Annotated in this window: 23 protein-coding genes; 20 read left to right on the top strand and 3 right to left on the bottom strand. The window is 54.6% G+C overall.

Features of this window, described 5'->3' with window-relative positions:
* Positions 1–58: 58 nt before the first annotated feature.
* Positions 59–1,582, top strand: a complete 1,524-nt coding sequence (locus tag ACJU26_RS09210; protein ID WP_414039396.1) for a hypothetical protein — start codon at positions 59–61, stop codon at positions 1,580–1,582.
* A 139-nt stretch (positions 1,583–1,721) separates the two neighbouring features.
* Here the strand turns inward: ACJU26_RS09210 and ACJU26_RS09215 are convergent, their stop codons facing one another.
* Complete coding sequence (locus ACJU26_RS09215; RefSeq protein ID WP_414039397.1) at positions 1,722–1,886, bottom strand: hypothetical protein; 165 nt, start codon at positions 1,884–1,886, stop codon at positions 1,722–1,724.
* Between ACJU26_RS09215 and ACJU26_RS09220 the strand changes: the two genes are divergently transcribed.
* The 15 genes from ACJU26_RS09220 to ACJU26_RS09290 all read left to right on the top strand — a co-directional run bounded on the left by ACJU26_RS09220 (position 1,885) and on the right by ACJU26_RS09290 (position 13,143).
* On the top strand, positions 1,885–2,568 hold the full coding sequence (locus ACJU26_RS09220) for a hypothetical protein (RefSeq protein WP_414039398.1): 684 nt from the start codon (positions 1,885–1,887) through the stop codon (positions 2,566–2,568). The genes ACJU26_RS09215 and ACJU26_RS09220 overlap by 2 nt on opposite strands.
* Positions 2,569–2,657: 89 nt before the next feature.
* On the top strand, positions 2,658–2,891 hold the full coding sequence (locus ACJU26_RS09225) for a TraR/DksA C4-type zinc finger protein (protein WP_414039399.1): 234 nt from the start codon (positions 2,658–2,660) through the stop codon (positions 2,889–2,891).
* Entirely contained in the window at positions 2,888–3,589 is a 702-nt protein-coding gene (locus ACJU26_RS09230; RefSeq protein WP_414039400.1) for a hypothetical protein, read from the top strand. The genes ACJU26_RS09225 and ACJU26_RS09230 overlap by 4 nt, the downstream gene beginning before the upstream one ends.
* A 322-nt stretch (positions 3,590–3,911) precedes the next feature.
* Positions 3,912–4,121, top strand: a complete 210-nt coding sequence (locus ACJU26_RS09235; protein WP_414039401.1) for a hypothetical protein — start codon at positions 3,912–3,914, stop codon at positions 4,119–4,121.
* Between the two features lie 210 nt (positions 4,122–4,331).
* On the top strand, positions 4,332–5,717 hold the full coding sequence (gene iscB, locus ACJU26_RS09240; RefSeq protein WP_414039402.1) for an RNA-guided endonuclease IscB: 1,386 nt from the start codon (positions 4,332–4,334) through the stop codon (positions 5,715–5,717).
* A gap of 196 nt (positions 5,718–5,913) precedes the next feature.
* Entirely contained in the window at positions 5,914–6,543 is a 630-nt protein-coding gene (locus tag ACJU26_RS09245) for an IS607 family transposase (RefSeq protein ID WP_414039403.1), read from the top strand.
* Positions 6,537–7,820 carry an RNA-guided endonuclease InsQ/TnpB family protein gene (locus tag ACJU26_RS09250; RefSeq protein WP_414039404.1) on the top strand — a complete coding sequence of 428 codons (1,284 nt, stop codon included), beginning with the start codon at positions 6,537–6,539 and terminating at the stop codon, positions 7,818–7,820. Before ACJU26_RS09245 ends, ACJU26_RS09250 begins: the two co-directional genes overlap by 7 nt.
* 196 nt (positions 7,821–8,016) lie before the next feature.
* The gene (locus ACJU26_RS09255) at positions 8,017–8,310 is read left to right on the top strand and encodes a hypothetical protein (protein WP_414039405.1); all 294 of its coding nucleotides are present in this window, start codon (positions 8,017–8,019) and stop codon (positions 8,308–8,310) included.
* 16 nt (positions 8,311–8,326) lie between these two features.
* Positions 8,327–10,090 (top strand): type IV secretory system conjugative DNA transfer family protein, encoded by a 1,764-nt coding sequence (locus ACJU26_RS09260; RefSeq protein ID WP_414039406.1) that lies wholly within the window; start codon positions 8,327–8,329, stop codon positions 10,088–10,090.
* Entirely contained in the window at positions 10,090–10,365 is a 276-nt protein-coding gene (locus ACJU26_RS09265; RefSeq protein WP_414039407.1) for a hypothetical protein, read from the top strand. Before ACJU26_RS09260 ends, ACJU26_RS09265 begins: the two co-directional genes overlap by 1 nt.
* Positions 10,366–10,394: 29 nt before the next feature.
* Positions 10,395–10,562, top strand: a complete 168-nt coding sequence (locus ACJU26_RS09270) for a hypothetical protein (RefSeq protein WP_414039408.1) — start codon at positions 10,395–10,397, stop codon at positions 10,560–10,562.
* A gap of 78 nt (positions 10,563–10,640) precedes the next feature.
* Positions 10,641–11,633, top strand: a complete 993-nt coding sequence (locus ACJU26_RS09275) for a hypothetical protein (RefSeq protein WP_414039409.1) — start codon at positions 10,641–10,643, stop codon at positions 11,631–11,633.
* 180 nt (positions 11,634–11,813) lie between these two features.
* Positions 11,814–12,077, top strand: coding sequence for a hypothetical protein (locus ACJU26_RS09280; protein ID WP_414039410.1), 264 nt, complete (start codon positions 11,814–11,816; stop codon positions 12,075–12,077).
* A gap of 11 nt (positions 12,078–12,088) precedes the next feature.
* Positions 12,089–12,742: a hypothetical protein gene (locus tag ACJU26_RS09285; protein WP_414039411.1), complete on the top strand. Its 654-nt coding sequence runs from the start codon at positions 12,089–12,091 to the stop codon at positions 12,740–12,742.
* 182 nt (positions 12,743–12,924) lie between these two features.
* Positions 12,925–13,143 (top strand): hypothetical protein, encoded by a 219-nt coding sequence (locus ACJU26_RS09290; RefSeq protein WP_414039412.1) that lies wholly within the window; start codon positions 12,925–12,927, stop codon positions 13,141–13,143.
* Here the strand turns inward: ACJU26_RS09290 and ACJU26_RS09295 are convergent.
* Entirely contained in the window at positions 13,140–13,640 is a 501-nt protein-coding gene (locus ACJU26_RS09295; RefSeq protein WP_414039413.1) for a metal-dependent hydrolase, read from the bottom strand. The genes ACJU26_RS09290 and ACJU26_RS09295 overlap by 4 nt on opposite strands.
* 84 nt (positions 13,641–13,724) lie before the next feature.
* Between ACJU26_RS09295 and ACJU26_RS09300 the strand changes: the two genes are divergently transcribed.
* Positions 13,725–14,510 (top strand): metallophosphoesterase, encoded by a 786-nt coding sequence (locus ACJU26_RS09300; RefSeq protein ID WP_414039414.1) that lies wholly within the window; start codon positions 13,725–13,727, stop codon positions 14,508–14,510.
* A 46-nt stretch (positions 14,511–14,556) separates the two neighbouring features.
* On the opposite strand, the gene ACJU26_RS09305 is transcribed toward ACJU26_RS09300, so the two are convergent.
* Positions 14,557–15,405 (bottom strand): hypothetical protein, encoded by an 849-nt coding sequence (locus ACJU26_RS09305; RefSeq protein WP_414039415.1) that lies wholly within the window; start codon positions 15,403–15,405, stop codon positions 14,557–14,559.
* Positions 15,406–15,526: 121 nt separating this feature from the next.
* Between ACJU26_RS09305 and ACJU26_RS09310 the strand changes: the two genes are divergently transcribed.
* From ACJU26_RS09310 to ACJU26_RS09320, 3 genes are all read left to right on the top strand, one after another.
* The gene (locus ACJU26_RS09310; RefSeq protein ID WP_414039416.1) at positions 15,527–16,717 is read left to right on the top strand and encodes an RtcB family protein; all 1,191 of its coding nucleotides are present in this window, start codon (positions 15,527–15,529) and stop codon (positions 16,715–16,717) included.
* Between the two features lie 177 nt (positions 16,718–16,894).
* The gene (locus tag ACJU26_RS09315) at positions 16,895–17,659 is read left to right on the top strand and encodes a hypothetical protein (RefSeq protein WP_414039417.1); all 765 of its coding nucleotides are present in this window, start codon (positions 16,895–16,897) and stop codon (positions 17,657–17,659) included.
* Between the two features lie 53 nt (positions 17,660–17,712).
* The gene (locus ACJU26_RS09320; RefSeq protein ID WP_414039418.1) at positions 17,713–18,252 is read left to right on the top strand and encodes a sigma-70 family RNA polymerase sigma factor; all 540 of its coding nucleotides are present in this window, start codon (positions 17,713–17,715) and stop codon (positions 18,250–18,252) included.
* The last annotated feature ends 103 nt before the right edge of the window (positions 18,253–18,355 follow it).

Here is an 18,355-nt window from a genome sequence, read left to right on the forward strand (position 1 = left end):
CAAAATGCAGTTTCCGGTAAACCGGATGACAACACGTTCACACCTTGAGGATTCTTTGATGGTATCCAGTTCCAACGTCACGCAACGGGGCATTGTATTCGCCACGCTGACCGCTATTGGCCTCATTATGACCAAATGGGCCATAGGCCCCATTCTTCTCTGTCTGCTCCTGTTTCCGGAGATTCGCAGGGAAATTGCGGAAACCTTTTATTCCGGGTTGAAAGAACATCGGGCGCTGTTTATTCGTATCCTGATTTTTGCGATTCCGGTATTGTTTTACGTGCTGGCTTCACCGGCTCCGCCCGATGACCTGTTGCGCGAGATGACGGCATTTCTGCATCACTATGATTACCGGAATCTGTATTGGGGGAGTCCCCGGCTCAGGAACGGGGATACCAGTTACGTGTGGAGCTGGGGGTTGCAGTGGCTATACCGGTATCTGCCTCTGAAATACGCGTACTTGCCGGTGCAGTATGCCTTGGTGGTGGGCTGGTCGATTATTCCGGTGCTGGCCTTTCGCAAAGCCATTCGGCTGGCGGCCCCCAAGGCGGAGACCCTGGCGGTGTGGACGGTTATCGCTCTTGCCGTAGCGGCACTCTGGGCCATGCCGGGATTCACCAGCCGTATCGTTCAGGCGCGCCCGGAAAATCTGGGGGCCTTGCTGGGGATTTCCGCATTTCTGGTGGACAGCGTATGGGGACTGGTGGTTTTCACGTTGGCCATGGGGTGCTTCATTCCGATGTACTGGTTATCCCTCATTTACATCCCCATGGTGGCCCTGGCGCAGGTTCCCTGGAAACAACGGGCATATTCCGGTGGGGTTCTTCTGGTCATCTTTTCCGCGTATTGGTTATCCGGATTTCAGATTGACTGGTTTGCGTGGTTTTTCGGTTTGCATACCGCCATCGGCCATCGGGTGGTGTCGATAGCGGAGGACGCGCCCTTATGGACGTTCGGCAAAAGTGTCATGATGCTCGTGGGTATTGTGACATTGGTTTATGCCTACCGAATCAAGGATGTGCCGGACAAGACCCTGTTACCCTTCGTGTTGCTGCTGCTGTGGTTTGTGCTGCCGGACATGACCCGATATATCGATGTTCTCGCGCCCTTGATGCTGCTGTTGGTGGTGCGCATGTTGCCGGCTTTCATTTACGAAAGAATCAATCTTCCCGTAGTGCTGTTCAGTGTAATCTGTCTGTTCTTTCTGGTTCCATCCAACATCCCGTCCACCGCATTGCCCAAACTGGTGGTACACGACGCGAAACCCGGCCAGCGGGTATTGTCCACATTAGGCCCCCAGGAATATTTCGCATTGTATGAAAATCCGGAATTGCGATTCGCGCCCGCTTGCGAACTGGGATATACCCGCCGAAAGATACAGCTTCTCGGGCTTTATCTGGCCGGGAAGACGCCGCCCAAAGGAATGGTTCTCTGCCAACGGTTGCGGCACTACCGCATATCCTGGGTCATCGAAAAAGATGTCGTGTTCAATGCCCAAACAGGATTGTCACGCTGTTTGCGGCTACAAAGCCAGGATAGCCGGGGATATGGCATCTGGAAGGTGCGGTACGGGCATTTCTGATAGTTCTGTTGTCGGATGTCGGGTGGTTCAGGAGCGGCATCTCCTCTCCAATATTCCGTTTCCGGTAAAGACCCTCTCAAGGATGGCTTTTTCACTAAGGAGGAGCGGAGTCGGTGCCATCCCGGCCTGAAGACGGGTTTCAGGTTTCCGCGAAAAGACCATTGATTAACAAAACAATGTTGGCTGTCACGATGACTTTGGGTTTGGCTGTTTCCGGCGCGGCGATGGCGAGTACGGCATCGTTGTCGAATCCGATTGAGGCCCAGTTGAATTCCGTATCTGTTGGGTTTGCGGGCAGTTTCATGAACTATCAGGAGGCAGCTCCTGAAGGATATGGGCCTTCGGATGCGGAAACGGGTTTTGTTCCGGGATATGCCTTTACGGTTTCTGGCACGCCGGATGTTTTGGGGGTGCCGCTGTATATGGGGCTCAACTATGCGCATTCCGGCGCGAACATGACTTATAAGGCGGGAAATTTCCGGACATTGGATGATGCCCATTTTTATACGGTAGGCGGGAAACTCGGAGTGCCGTTTTATTTCGGGCGTAATGGGGCCGTAGTGCCTTATGTGAGCGGTGGTTACCGGCATTGGAATCGCAATTTGATGGGGGCCGGAGGTTATGATGAAGTGTACAGCAATGAATATGCGGGATTGGGTGTCAGCGCCTATTACGCATTGAACTCACGGTTTGTCGTGGGAGCCAATATCCATGCGGATTTGATTGTGGGTGGGCATGTGCGGGCTTATGACTTTCCGGTGTTGCGTCCTGGCGAGGTTATCGATGCGCCCTTCGGTGATTCGGCTTCTGAATCTGTGGGGTTATCCGCCAATTACCGGTTGAACAAGGTGGTGGGGCTGTATGGGGATATCGGCTATGCACATCTGCATTATACGGGTGGGGCCGCCAATATTCCGGGAATTTTTGAACCGGCCAGCCAGACGAATCAGGTAAGCGTAGGCGCTGGTGTGCGGGTTTATTTTTAATTTACCCCTAATTCACGCGAAAAACTCGGCGTACGGGTTTGCGGGACTGCCGGAATTTCCGGCAGTTTTTGACATTTGCAGGAGGCTTGATGCCGGACATTTTTGAACAGGCTTCAGATTTGGAAGATTTGGAGCGCAGTCATATTCTTTCGAAACATCGTAACCGGCAGGTGGAAATGCCGGACGAAGCGGACGGTATCCGGTATTGTCTCGATTGTGGCGACGAGATACCGGAAGCGCGGGTGTTGGCCATAAACGCAGTCCGTTGTGTGCATTGCGCGGGTATCCGTGAACGACGGTTGAAACAGGGAGTGACGGGTTGAACGTTACCGTCATACCCGGAGTATCCATCGCGGGAGCCTTGAAGGAATCCCTGCAATTGATGCCCAGGCTGATACTGTATCTGATAGGCCCGTGGTTGGTGTTTACCCTGGCCAACATCTGGTGGTGGCGGCTGCCCGGTAATTTGCGGTTTACCGTACTGGATGTTCTGGCGATAGGCGTCACTCCGTTTTTGTGGACATTGATTCATTTGCTGGACGTGAGAAGTTCCGAATCCTGTCTGGCGTTTCTGCGGCGCATCCCCGGAAAATCCTGGATGCTTTTTCTGCTGATACTCGCTTTCATGGGACTGGGTGCCCTATGGATATCGGCACCCATTCCGGGGGGCATTTCTCTGATTACCCTGTTGGCGTTGACACAGGTGGGATTGTTACTGGGGATTCCCACCGGATTCATCGCCTGGAAATATCTGTTCGCGGAGGGTACCCAACGTTTTCAGGAACTGCTGTCGATGTCCACCTGGCGGATGGCCTATACCGCACCCGGTGTGCATCTGTTCTGGCGTATGGAGTTGGGTGTGTTACCGCTTTATGTATTGACCCTGGTGATTCCCACCGGATTCCTGCCGAGCTTCCTGAGTGGCTGCGTTATGGTTTTCGCCAATGTTTTCGTATATGTCCTGACACGGCAATATTTTCGGAATCCCGCCAATTCCGACATTCCGGTAAACGAACTATAGCTGCCCATTGCGGGTCGTTTTTAGACTGATAGCCGTAACACCAAGGAGGAGCAGGAACAGGCGCTATCCCTGCCCGGCAGGATTGCCGGGGTTTTCCGCGAAAACACATGATTATATCCATTATTTTGTTGTTTGTGGTTCCGTTGATAGTCGTTGGCCTGACGTTTCTCGCGTTGGGAGAGGATTTCTTCAAACTTTTCAATGGGGGATTCGGTGACATTTTCGGCAGGTTGTTTTCGGACCTGATGCATGTGTTGCTGTTATGGGCCGTGGGCGCCATCGTGGAACTTTGGCTGTTGTATACGGTAATTGCACAAATCCTATGACGTTTCGCCAGACCCGATTGCCCATTCAGGAGTGGCGGGTTTTCCTGGAATCCCTCCGGGAAACCCTGAGTCACGAGGAATCGCAGGCCGCGGCTGCGGTTACTGCGTTACGCCGGGATATCAACGCTTGTCAACTACCCCGGGCTGAAGCCCGGAGCTTGCAAGACAGTACGCAGGCTGGGTTGACCAGGGAGCACGGGCGGTAACGTGCAAACGTTTGTAACAGGTCGTCAAGACGCACCGGCGAATGCTTCCTCAGTTCGCCGCTCTGCAAGGCCGGAATCATGTTGGCGAAAGGTAAAGCGCCGAAGGTTCTAGCCGTCACCGAAAGGTGAGAGCCGGTTACAGACATTCCCGAGGGGAGATGGGCCGCAAGGCCCGCGTTACAAGCGTCCGTAAGGACATAGGAGCAACAAATGGCTGTATTCGTTTTGGACAAGCGTCACAAACCACTGATGCCGTGTTCGGAGAAACGGGCACGGATACTACTGGAGCGGGGCCGGGCGCGGGTGCATCGAATGGTGCCTTTTACCATCCGACTGGTGGACAGGTTGCAGAAAGATTCTGTTCTGCAAGACGTGCGTGTTTGCCTGGACCCCGGCAGTAAAGCTACGGGGCTCGCAGTCACCCGCGAAGCCGAAACTGTGGACCAGGCCACCGGCGAAATGGTGAAAACCCGTGTGGTTCTGGTGCTGCTGGAATTGCAGCACCGGGGCCATGTTATCCGGGACAAACTGACCAGTCGTCGGGCTTTTCGCAGACGGCGGCGCAATCAGCTTCGTTACCGTCCGGCACGGTTCGACAACCGCACCAAGCCTCAGGGCTGGCTGGCTTCGTCCCTGCAACATCGGGTGGATACGACCATGGCGTGGATAGCACGGCTCATGCGTTGGGCACCGGTAACAGCGTTATCGCAGGAACTGGTGCGTTTTGATATGCAGCAGATGCAGAACCCGGAGATTTCCGGTGCTGAATATCAGCAAGGGACGCTGGCGGGCTATGAGGTCCGCGAGTATCTGCTGGAGAAATGGGGGCGAAAGTGCGCGTACTGCGATGCGGAGCATACGCCGCTCACCATCGACCATATCCATCCCAAATCCAAGGGCGGCAGTGACCGGGTGAGCAATCTCGCACTGGCCTGCCATACCTGCAACCAGCGTAAAGGGAATGGTTCTGTTGAGCAGTTTTTAGTCGAAAAGCCGGGAAAACTGCATCAGATTCTGGCTCAGGCCAAAAAGCCATTGCGCGATGCGGCAGCAGTGAACAGTACCCGTTGGGCATTGTTTCAGTGCCTGAAAGACACCGGGCTACCGGTCGAAGTCGGCACCGGCGGCAGAACGAAGTGGAATCGTAAGCGGTTCAGTGTGCCGAAAGCGCATTGCCTCGATGCTGCTTGCGTGGGTCGTGTCGATGGTCTTCAACACTGGCAGCAGCCGGTACTGAGCATCAAGGCGACAGGCCGTGGCAGCTACCAACGCACGCGCTTGACGAAACACGGTTTTCCGCGTGGGTATCTCACCCGGAGCAAAAGTGTGTTCGGTTTTCAAACCGGGGATATGGTCAAGGCCGTCGTCACCAAAGGCAAGAAAGCAGGCACCTATCTGGGCCGGGTCGCTATCCGGGCCAGTGGCAGTTTCAATATCCAGACCGGAACGAATCTAGTACAAGGCATCCATCACCGTTTCTGTTCGCGGGTTCAGCGGTCGGACGGGTATGGGTATGTATGGACCAAGATAGCATCGGACAAAGGAGATGCGGGAATGGGGCAGGCTTCGCTTGCCGCGCTATCCTCCCCGGCATGAATGCCGGGGTTTCCCGCGCAATCGGATGAAGATGCGATATTCCCGGTGGATGGATTTCCCATAGGATTCACGGCATTGGCGACGGAGCCGGTTAGCGGAGAGAACCGACAACTTTTTTCCGAGTTGCCTTTGTGGCGGTTTCGGGGCTTGAACAGTTCACTTGAAACTTAACCGAAGCTAACCTCTACTTTCCAAAATGGAGAGATTTGTGAGCATAGGTGAAGCCGCTTCGGCGCTTGGTGTATCAATTACGACCCTGCGCCGATGGGAAGCAACGGGCAAGCTGGCTGCTGAACATACGGCGGGCGGGCATCGCCGCTATGACTTGGCGAAGTTGCGCCCGGAAATGTTCCGGGCCGAAGCGGATGCGGCTCGTCACACGGTTGCCTATGCTCGTGTCTCCAGCCATGACCAGAAAGACGACTTGGAACGGCAGAAGCAGGTGCTGGAACTCTATTGCGCCCGTCAGGGCTGGACATTCGAGGTTATCGCCGACCTTGGCTCTGGCATGAATTATCACAAGAAAGGACTGAAGAAGCTACTCGATGCAGTCATCGACGGCGAAATTGGACGGCTGGTCATCACCCACAAGGACCGCCTGCTGCGTTTTGGCGCGGAACTGGTATTTGCTATCTGTGAAGCGAAAAATGTGGATGTGGTGATTCTCAATCAGGGTGAGGACACGACCTTCGAGGAGGATTTGGCGAAGGATGTGCTGGAAATCATCACGGTGTTCAGCGCCCGGCTTTATGGCAGCCGTTCGCGCAAGAACCAGAAGCTGTTGGATGGCGTAAAGAAGGCCGTGGAGGACTCCGCATCATGTTGATGGCCCACAAAATAGCCCTGAACCCGAACAATGCCCAGACGACCTACTTCGCCTGCGCTGCGGGTACAGCGCGGTTTGCCTACAACTGGGCGCTGGCCGAGTGGCAACGGCAGTACGATGCGTGGAAGACCGACAACAGTCTGCCCAAGCCGTCGCAGGCGGCTTTGCGCCGGCAGTTGAACGCCATCAAGCGCGAGCAGTTCCCGTGGATGCTCGAAGTCACCAAGAACGCTCCGCAGATGGCCATCATCCAGTTGGGCGAGGCGTTCAGGAACTTCTTCGCCGGCCGTGCCAAGTACCCGAAATTCCGCAAGAAGGGCGTTCACGACCGCTTCACCCTCACCAACGACCAGTTTAGCGTCGAAGGTTCCCGCATCCGCATCCCCAATCTGGGCTGGGTACGCATGCGGGAGTCGTTGCGCTTTGCTGGCAAAATCATGTCGGCCACCGTCTCCCGTGTGGCGGATAAATGGTTTGTCAGCATCACCGTAGACACCGAAGAACCACCCAAACGCCGCGCCGAGAACCAAGGCGCAGTCGGGGTAGATTTAGGTGTAACGGCATTGGCAACGCTCTCTACGGGAGAAAAAGTCGTCGGCCCCAAGCCTCATAAGGCACTGCTCAAGCGGCAAAAACGGCTATCCCGCAGTTTGTCGCGTAAGCACCTGGCGGCGAAGGCCAAGGCTGGACTGTCTCACAGGCAACCTATTCCAAAAGGGATGCGATTGCCTGTGTCGGAAAACGCGAAAAAGGCCAGAGCAAGGCTGTCCCGGCTCCATGCCCGCATCGCCAACATCCGCTCGGACTCCTTGCACAAGCTCACATCCGACCTTGCCCGGCGGTTTCATACCATCGGCATCGAGGACTTAAACGTGCGAGGGATGCTCAAGAATCGCCGTTTGGCCCGCTCCATTGCCGACATGAGCTTCTTCGAGTTCAGGCGGCAACTGGAATACAAGGCTGGGCGGCGCGGCGGGATGGTGGTCGTGGCGGACCGCTGGTTTCCGTCGAGTAAGACCTGCTCGGTATGCGGAACGATTCAGGAAAAAATGCCGTTGGCAGTGCGTCAGTGGACCTGCCCGGATTGTGGAACCAGTCACGACCGGGATGTAAATGCGGCCAGAAATCTTCTGGCTCTTGGTTTGGCCGCCCTAAGTGGCCCTACGGCGAGTTCCGCCGAATGTGAAGTCTGTGGAGAGGAAGGCGCTGGCTCGGGTCGCAAGACCGGAGTGGAACCGGCCTCGGTGAAGCAGGAAATCAGCGCTGAATCGGTTTAGATATGTCTGAACAGGTTTGGGTAGGTCTGATAGAACGGAAACCTGGTTCAGAACATCCTCGTTGACAGCTTGCATATCTCACCTGCACTGGAAAAATTCTGTCGTCTAGTATAGGGCCCGATTTTTTGCGTTTCCAGTTCTTCATCAAATTACAAATATCCGGTAATAGGGATACACCATAGAATGGAGGATACTCATGTTCATCAAACCAGCACAAGCTCGTGAAAAAAACGTTTCCTTTTCGGTCAGCATGCCGGAGTCTCAGGGAGACACGCTCAAGAAATATGTCGAATATGCATCCCGGTCTGTTGGGTATCAGGTTCCGGTAAAGGAAGTCATCCGGTTGCTGATTGAGGCAGGCATCGCCAAGGACGGCGGATTTCACAAATACCTCAAGAAACGGGACAATCCGGAAGGGGCTGACGTAGAACCCTCTGTGTTACCCGCCGAGCCGGAAAACGCCGACGAACAGGGTTACTCGTTCAATTAGGAACTTGCTCTGATTCATGTCTCTCATCTCGACCCTGCAAAACAAGAATAACCGGGGGTCTTACAAAAAACTTCCCATACGCGGACATTTGGACGCCCTGTCTCTTGCGGGACTGGGCGCCGGAGTATTGACGGCTTCCCCGATGTTTGGCGGCATGCCATTGGTCGCGGGGGCCGGGGCTTTGGCTTCCCTGTTTGGCGGAGGATTGATGGGTTATCCCCGGGGGGCTTTGAAGCACTCCCTGCTGGATGCCAAATCCAGGGAGGGATTCATTCTGGAATCGGATGCCCCGTATTCCGATGAGGGTCTCCTGGTCGGTTACACCAAGGACAAGGGATTGCCGATACGTATACCGTGGTCGCGGGTTATGTATCACTTGGGTTTCATCGGGTCTTCCGGTTTCGGAAAGACCACGGTGGGGATGTATGCGCTGGCCCAGCAGATGGCGTTGGGAGGTGGATTCATTTTCATCGATGCCAAGATTGACGTGGATACCCGGGATACTCTGGGGTATCTGGCGAAACTGTATGGCCGGGAATCCGAGCTGGCGGTTCTGAATGTGGATGAGCCGCAGTTCAGCAATACTTACAATCCCATTCTTTTTGGGGATGCGGACGAAGTATCGTCCCGATTGTTGAACCTCATTCCGTCTTCCGAGAACAACCCCGCCACGGATTTCTATCGTCAAAGCGCGAACCACGCGTTATCGGCATTGGTGGGTGGTTTGCGGGCGGCGAATCTGGTGTGGGATTTCAATGACCTTACGGTGCTCACCCAATCCGCGGCCGCACTGGAAGACGTTGTGCGCAGGGTTCCTCCGGGCGCGGAGCGGATGGCCCTGGAGGTTTTTGTGGACAAGTATCGCCGCTTTGACCAGCGCCAGGGGGCGATTGTCGATATCAACAAGCTGAAGGATACCTTGGGAGGAATTTCCGGACGCATGGCGCTTTTCGCGCAGGGGAAGTTCGGTCAGATTTTCAACACGTATGCGCCGCAGGTGAATCTCTACGACATCATCGTGAACAACAAGATGCTCTACATCATGTTACCCACGATGGGAAAGAATACGCAGGCGTTGAATTTCGCCAAGATGCTGCTCTCCGATTTGATGAGTGCGGTGGCGATGGTGCAGGGTCTGCCGAAATCCCAGCGTCCGTGGCCGCCGTTTCTGGTGTTCGCCGACGAAATGGGTAGTTATCCCATGGAAGGTATCGCCCGGTTGTTCGAACAGGCGCGAAGCGCTCAAATCGGCATGATGCCGGGATTTCAGTCATTCGCCAACCTGACGGCGGTGTCGGACGATTTTGCGGACATGGTCACACAAAGCATGTACACCAAGCTGTTTTTCCATTTCGGGGCCAAGGATTCGGCGGAAATGGCGGCGGAAATCATCGGCAAGGAAAAGAAAATGCAGTATTCCGTGACCAGCAACAAGTCGGAAGGGGCTTCGGAACGGTTTCTACAGGCCGCTCCGGATTCGTCGGAGTCCGCCACGGGTGCGGTAGGCGAATCATGGCGGGAGGCGGAGGAATACCGGGTATCTCCGGACAAGCTGACGGCGCTGGTACCCGGTGAATCCATCGTACTGATAGGGAACCGGCTCTATCACATGGTAACGCCACGGATTACCACCCCGGTGGATACGGCGGAACCGGACAGTCAGGAGCGGAGAGACTTGACATTCAAGCCGCTGCAATTTCGAACGCAAATAGAAGACGGTAAGCGCGGATTGAATTTTGCCGAAACCTACGGCAAATATCTGATGGGGGGAGAAACCTGATGTCCTCATTGCTTGTCTGGGGTCTGGCCATCCTGCTGGTGTTGTTCATTCTGGACAGGGTTCCGGGAGTGCGGCTGCTCGCAAAACCCATTATCGAAAGTATCGCCAAGACCCTGGCGCTATTCGTGGGCAGTTTCGGGTTATGGATACTCTTTCTGGTGAAAAGTACCATTCGGTCTCACGTGGTTTTTTTGCAGCATCTCACCCAACATCGGGAAAAAATTGCCCCGGAAGAACGGATAAAAGCAGACGGCACCCTGAAAAACCCGCATTAGAAAAGGAAAAAACCCAACAGCAAACGCTGATGGGTTTAAAAATCATCATCACAAACGCGATGATGATGAATTTTGCCGGGATGGAACCCGGCAAAGTCCATCGGGTGAAACCCGATGGACTGGATGATACCCCGGTAGCTAACCGGGATACCTCACTCCTGTCCAGCTCGGACAGGAAAACACAACGGCATTACTGAACTTTTTTAATTGGCCAAATCACCGATTCCGGTAATCCCCCTGCGGTAATGTTGCCGTATATATACAGGAGAATTATCGTGATTGCGGATAAGGATTTGACAAGGATGCACCCCGTTCCGGTGGCCTGGGTGCCCCTTTTTTTGTGTTCCGTTGTTTTGGTACCCGCACTGTTGGGCTTGGCCGGGCTGGCTTTTTTTTGTTCCGGACATGGTATTTATTGGGGATTCACACGCTCCGTGTTTTTTGCGGGGAAAGATTTATCGACTTTTCCGATACGCGAACTATTACGCATTCTGTTTGACGTTGGTGACGTTTCCTTGCTAGGCTTGTTGGTGTTGGCTTTCTGGAAAGGAGGATGGGGGATGTGGGTGCGGCTGGGCGTTCGGTGTCTCACGCGCCAGTGTCGTCGATTCTCCGCGGCCAACGAGTCGGTCCCGCAAGCTCTGCACGCATTACTGCCGGAGATTTCCTCCTGGTATCGGGGGTTTTGGGACATGCAGCGGGGGCGCAAGGCACTTTTCTGGGGATTGTTTTTTCTGAACTGGGGAGTCACCATTTGTGCCGTTCTATTCGCAATGGCAGCTTTCATTCACCCTCTGACAAAACCGCTGCTGGACGCGACGTTGGTGGTTCTTGTGCTGTCCTCTCTGGCCATCCTCTGGTATTGGCGGAAAACCCGCCATTTCCAGCGCCCCGATTTGCGGGAAAGCGCCCAGTCCCTGTTGCGTAACGCCGGGATATCCGTCGATGACTGGCAACGGCTAACGGGACCCTGTGGTGCGAATCCCCGCCCCTATGTCAGTCTTTTTTCCATTTTTGTGTTGACACCCATAGAGTGGGTGGGTTTTCCTTTGGGCTTAGGTGCGAACACCTGGTTTCTGTTCGCATTGGCGGCATCCAGTTTGGCACTTTCCCTATATTTTGCCGCTGTTCGCTATTGGTTGTTCCCACCTTCGGTTCCCGAACCCATTCCGCTTTGCTGTAATCTGCCCCTGCTGGAGTTCTCTGTAGCCATTTCCGGGAAATCCTCTCTTTGGCGAAACCCGACGAATGGGAACCTCTGTTTATAAACCGCCCCCGCCAGGTTCAGATTATGATGTGAGTTTCGTATTTCGACACGAATAAATAAACCGCATCCGTTCCATACCATCCTGAATATTTCGAAAATTACCGGTGGCGCATTCCGAATATCCAGTTTTCGGTAAACCAGGAGCGGTAATGTTGCCGCGTGTTTTTACAGGAGTGTCCCAATGAAACACGTATTCAGAGTTGTGGTTGGTGAATGGAATGAGGATGCCGGACAGTATGTGGTGGCGGAGGACGGAAATACCCGCCACGCGGTAAAGCTGGACAGCAGCCATCAAGGTGTGGTGTTGACGTTGTGCTCCCCGGATAAAGCGGATGTGGATATTTATCTGGAGCGCGTCAAGGATGCGTGGCGGCTGAATGTTACCCGGGACGCGGATATCGTATCCCAGGTCGTTATTACTGACGACGATGTGTTTCTCGTCTAAGGAGGAACGACATGCCGGTTTTTGTGGAAAGCGGAAGCCTCATGGAACAAGGGTTACGGCAGTTCATGCCTGCTATCCGTTGTGTTTTTGCGGATGAACCGGAACGCGTGACGGACTTTCTGTGGTATGCCCACGAAAATCCGGAGATACGTCTATACGTTTCCCCCTTATCGCTGTCCGGAGTATCACAGGTTCCGGAAGTGGCTGCGGCGTTATTGTCAGCGCCGGATAATGTGACATTTCCGCGTTATTTTCGGGGTGCCGGAGGCGTATCGAAAACGTATCTCAATCTGGGCAGGCGCGGCCAGAAGGATACGGATGAGGCCGTAGTACATGAATTGCCGCGCATTTCTGACACCCTCGTATACGGGCATCCCTCATCCATGGGCATTGCCCGCATCCTGGCGGAATTGGGTTCTGGGGAAACCGGTGCTGTTTGTGTATTTGATACGCCGGAATTCCAGGATACCTACCGGGGGTACGCAGAACTCGCCAGAACCTGGTTTTCGTGTTGGGCCTGTGACAGTGTTTTGCACTGGGAAACCCGATTGGGTTGGAATGGGGAGCGGATGTCCACCGTGCTTTACCAGAATGCCCGAAGAGTAGCGGATGTTTTTCGCTTGAAGGTTCTTTTCGACGTGGAAAACATCCGCCAGTCAGCCTGACAACATTCCGCCCTTCGGGGCGGTTTTTTTGTCCGTCGTTTCCGATTGAATCCGGTTTCGGGGTTCGTCCAATTTCCCCGTTCCGGTAATAGGGGTTCATCCAGGGAACATTCGGAGGGCGTGTGCCAAAAGTCATTGATTTTCCAGGTTCACAGGGCGCGGAGAAAGGAAAACACCCCGCGATGTACGAGGCTGTCGAAGCCGTTATTATGGAACTGCAAAAAAAGTTGGAAGAAGCCCGTGAACAGGACGCCGAATTACGGTTGGTGGTGGTTCTGGCCGCTTCCGGCGCAATCCGTTCCAGGAATATTCTGGTAGCCAACGCCAACCGGATAGAAGACCAGTTGGGACTTCTGGAGTTGGGTAAATTTCTCTTGCAAATGGATGCCCTTGCCGACTAGACGGGCATCCCCCAACACATCCAGGCAAAAAGTCCGAATACCAGTATGATGGGAATTTCGTATTCACCGCTGCGCCAGAGCCGCAATGAATGTCTTTTGTGCGGGTCAACAAGGGGAACCCCCATGGGGTTGGGCCAATCCACGATGATATGTGTGAGTCCGCCCATGAAAAAGCCGAACACTACCCAATAAATAGGGTCCATATTGACGGGGTGGCCTATCAATAACGCCAAACCACCAGCGATGCTGGCGAGCAACCAGAACAACAATACGTGGGTATAGGTACGATGAGGAATGGTGGTGGTTGAATGCCAGCCTTTCTTGTCTTTCCAGCTTTTGCGCATCTCCAGTCTGTCTGGAGCAACCCCGCCATACCATCCGGCGAGCGCCACCATGCCGACCTCGTACATCGCGATATGCGCGCCGAAACGGTAGGCCAACCCGGCAATGGCCACTCCCATGAGAGCGCCGGTAAAATGATGTCCCGTACCCAACATGCCCTGTTTACCGGAAAACTTTAATTTGGCTATGAATCCATGATTTCCGGTAAGAGTTTCCGGTAAGGGTTTTGGGAGCTTGTCATGTTCGAAAAAAATCCGTGGAAAGTGCGATTTGCACCCAATGCGTCCGGGAGAGATTTCGTGGTCGGGGACTTGCACGGCAGTCTCCCGTTACTCCACGAAAAACTGGAAACCGTGTCCTTCGATATTCATCGAGACAGGCTTTTCAGTGTGGGAGACTTGATTGACAGGGGTGAAAACAGTCCCGGTTGCCTGTCGTTGTTGCGGGAACCTTGGTTTCATGCCGTGTTGGGCAATCATGACGCCATGCTGATGGGTTGGTTGCTGTCTCAAGACCCGCATCTCCGGGACAATCGTGCGGCGTTGTATGCCAACGCATTCAGGTACAATGCCGGATATGATTGGGTTTTCTCGCACATGGACGCAGCCATGGCGGGGCTGGCCTGGCTGGAAACCTTGCCATTCATTATCGAGGTACAGCGTCGGTTTCAGATAGTTCACGCAGAACTCATCAATGCGGCCATTCCCCGGAACGTGGCTCCTGAAACTGAAAACTCCGCCCTGTCGGACATCCACTATATCGAGGGTTTCGGTATGGCTGGCGACTGGAGGGACCACTGTCTGTGGGGACGCAGTTTGCCACGGATGATGTATCGCAACAAACGCCGGGACAGGAGGCAACATTCCGCGGACACTCGAAAAAAGTGGCGGGAAACGGTAAACATGCTGGAATTGCCCGTTTATTGTGGACACACCATATTGCCGGAATCTGTCACATTCATGGGGCACACCTTTCTGGATACGGGGGCTTATCGTACGGGGAAATTGACTTTGATATCGGCTTGATTGCGAAGCGCCCTAAAAAAGCCCGGCATAACGCCGGGCGACTTCCTCAACTGGCGTATTTCCGCTGGATGGCAGCCATCTCCAGCACTTCGGAGTGGCCGGAATCCCCTTTCCTGGCGGCTGTTTTACGGGTGCTTTTGTACGGGCCCCGGGTTCCGCGCAATTTTCCCAACAATGGCGTCAGGTTACGCTGAACTTCTGGCCAATCCATATGCATCGCACTGGCGAGGGAACTGGCCTCCGCCAGAATATCCCGGCGAAGCTGCTCCTGATTTACGCGGGATTTCCGCGCCTCGGACAGCCACCGCTTGATGTCGGCGAGGGAATAGCCACGCCGCATCGCCCAGATGATGGGATATCTTGCCCGAAGATGTCCGGACATTTCCGCCTCATCCAGCTCCTCTTCTGGCGACAGGGCACCGGTTCTGGCAGAAAAAATATCGTTCGTGGTGGTGTGACCAATGATATCCACCATTTTCCGATAGTCCTGCAATCCCGCCACAAGACCTCCGCCACTCCCACCTTTCGCATACCCGTCACAACCGGAAAACGGGTTTCTTTTTTGCAGGTCCAGAAAATACGCGTCCATCAGCCAGTGGCGCAATATTTTCTGGACGTAGGATACCCAGTGTTGCCGGGGAGCCATCCGGGCCAAAACCACAACATTGGCCTTTTGGGTTCCGCGAAAATCCATGACCATATCGGTCAACGAGGCATATCGGAAGTTGAACTCCGATTGCCGGTAGGTGGCCTCCAGATGCACCAGAGCCGCTTCCATAATCGGCAACAACTCAGAATCCAGGGGAAACCCCTGGTTAATGGTGAAACCACCAAATTCCGCGATGGTTTCACCCCAATCCTTACACTTACACTTACAACGCTTTTCTTTTTCCATAACTTAATCTCCATTTCTCGGAAATGGCGATAACTTTACAGTCATGGCGGGTTCCAATCATTGCTTTCCGGTAACGTCCTTGCGGCAATGTCGCCGTGTGTTATTTACTGGAGGAATAGTCATGGAAATCATTGAACGAGGTGGCGTACCGGTTTATCTGTGGGCCGACCTGGGACAGGTCGAATCGCAGGCCATGCAGCAGTTGGGGAATATTTCCCGACTGCCGGTAGTATCCGGTCACGTGGCGGTCATGCCTGATGTGCATTTGGGCAAGGGGGCCACGGTTGGTTCTGTCATTCCCACGCAGGATGCCATTGTGCCGGCTTCGGTGGGGGTTGACCTGGGCTGCGGGATGTGTGCGGCACAGTTGACATTACACGCCAACGACCTGCCGGATGACCTGAAATCCATCAGGACGCAAATCGAACAGGATATCCCGGTGGGTCAGGGAATGCATGATGACCGGAGTTTTCACGAAAAGCTGGCTGCCCGACTGGAACCGGGTTTTGATGCCATTATGCAGCGTGCTCCGGACCTGTTGAGCCGACGGAGAACCCGTGATGCCTGGGCGTATCAGATTGGCACACTGGGGGGTGGCAACCATTTCATCGAGTTGTGTCTGGATGAGCGGGACCAGGTGTGGGTCATGTTGCACTCCGGTTCCCGGGGTATTGGAAATGCCATTGGCGAATATTACATCAACAAGGCCAAGGAGCATCTGGCGCGACTGGGATACAAGTTGCCGGACAAGGACCTCGCCTGGTTACCGGAGGGCACCCCTGTTTTCGCGGATTACTGGGCAGCCCTGTCGTGGGCCCAGGACTATGCGGCGATGAACCGTGAGGCCATGTTGCAGGCGGTTCTCGATGGGATTCGTCGGCATCTGCCACCCTTTCAGATGCAGCAGAAGGTCATCAACTGCCATCATAATTATGTGGCTCGCGAAGTGCATCACGGGAACCGCCTGTATATTACCCGTAAGGGAGCCATACGCGCTCGCGAGGGTGACCTGGGCATCATTCCCGGCAGCATGGGAACCGCATCCTATATTGTACGCGGCAAGGGTAACGAAGAGGCATATTGTTCCTGTTCGCACGGGGCCGGACGGGTCATGAGCCGCGGCGCCGCAAAACGGGCGTTCACGGACGAAGACATCGCCGAACAACTCGCAGGCGTAGAATGTCGGCGTGACATCGGTATCGTCGATGAATTGCCCGGCGCGTACAAGAATATCGACGCGGTGATGGAACAGCAAAAAGACCTGGTATCCGTGGTGGCCAGGCTGAAGCAGGTGTTGTGTGTGAAAGGTTAAACCTGTCCCCGCCTTGCGCGGGGATTTTTTGTTTCCACCGAGTGCGCCGGCCAATTTGGGGATTCCGGTAATCGACACATGACAACACGATGGTTGAAATCAGTCTTGCCGGCAGGTGCGCCGGTGATAACGGGGCTCAGTGCGGCCACTTCAGCCTGTGCCGGGGGAGTTTGTACGATGGCCGCGTCCGCCGCATCTCCCGTTGCGGGCCTCGCTGGAAGTGGTGGCATTGCGGGGGCCTTGGCACTATCAGGAGATGCCCATATTTTGGGGGTTCCCCCGGTATTCCCGGTATGGAATCTGGCGGCTTTCCTGTTGTTGACGGCGGCATTCACGGCGAACATCTGGCAATTCGCGTATCAGCATTCATTCTGGCGGGCGTTTTTTCTGTTCATCGCGTATGCGGGTTTATCGTTGACCGAGTTGTGGCGATTACCGTTATCTCATCCGGAAAACTGGCAGTGGGCGGGACTTGCGCTCAGTGTGCCGTGGTTCATTGCCCTGCCCTGGTCGCGTCTTCCTTCCTGGGTTCTCACCACTCTACGGCGGGGCCTGCCCATCATGGGGATTTCCGGACTGGGTGTGGTTTTTGCGTTGCAATGGGGTTGGGGATTCCGGCCCTGCCCCTTGTGTGAAATCGAACGACTGGGTCTGGCCCTGGCGGTGGCCGGGGCATTTCTGCCGCATTTTTATCGCAATCGAATGGTTATTTTTTTCTCTCCGTTTTTCTGGTTCCTGACGGAATGTATCGCGGTATTCCAGATGCTGGAATGGAAACAGGCCGTAACACCGTTGTCCATGTGTACCCGTTCCGGAGTTTCCTGTGTCCATGCCGCAGGGCAACCGTTGGCGGGCATTCCCCTTATTGATTATGCCGTTGTGTTCTTTGCCGCGGGGCTGTCCTTGTCCTTGATGGGATTGGCGAAACCGTCGAATCGTTGATTTCCGGTAATGGAAGCGCAGCAATCCTGCTGTGTGTTTACTGGAGGTGTCCCATGGTGGATGAACAATCCATGAACAAGGCTGTGGACATGGTGTTCGCCCGGGCGCGGGAAATGCATCGGCTGTTCCCCCATATCGAGGAGAATGATTTCTCTCAGGAGGGGCTCGTTGTGGTGCTGGAAGCGCGTGAACGATTCGAATCCGGATTCGGGGCGCAGTTTTCCACCTACGTTTTTCCGTTGATAAAATCCCGGATGTTCGACCTGGTGCGGAAGTCCGGTGTTGTTGTCATCTCGGAACGGGATGTGGACAGCGGCATCCGATGTTTCTCGGAAGACGTGGATGATTTGCTGGATTCGGAACTTCCGGCATCCCTGGATTCCACGTTATTTGAAGAGGAAACCCGGGATTTTTGGGAAACGGCGGCATCCGCACTGTCCGATGACGATATCGACCTGTTGATTGCGTTCATTCGGGGGGAAACCTTGCGAGATATTGTGCAGGAAACGGGTCTGAAGTTATCCACGTTACAATATCGTTACCAGAACCTGATTCGTGAAATCCGAAAGGGGCTGGGACCTTCGACGGCTTGATAAATACTCGCCCGGGAAACCGGGCTTTTTTGTGGGCCAAATTGCATCTTTCGGTAATATTTCCCATAAAAGTGGACAGCCGTGTGGGTGCGGCATCGTCCCA

The sequence above is a fragment of the Acidithiobacillus sp. M4-SHS-6 genome, from assembly GCF_047421495.1.
Taxonomy (GTDB): domain Bacteria; phylum Pseudomonadota; class Gammaproteobacteria; order Acidithiobacillales; family Acidithiobacillaceae; genus Acidithiobacillus.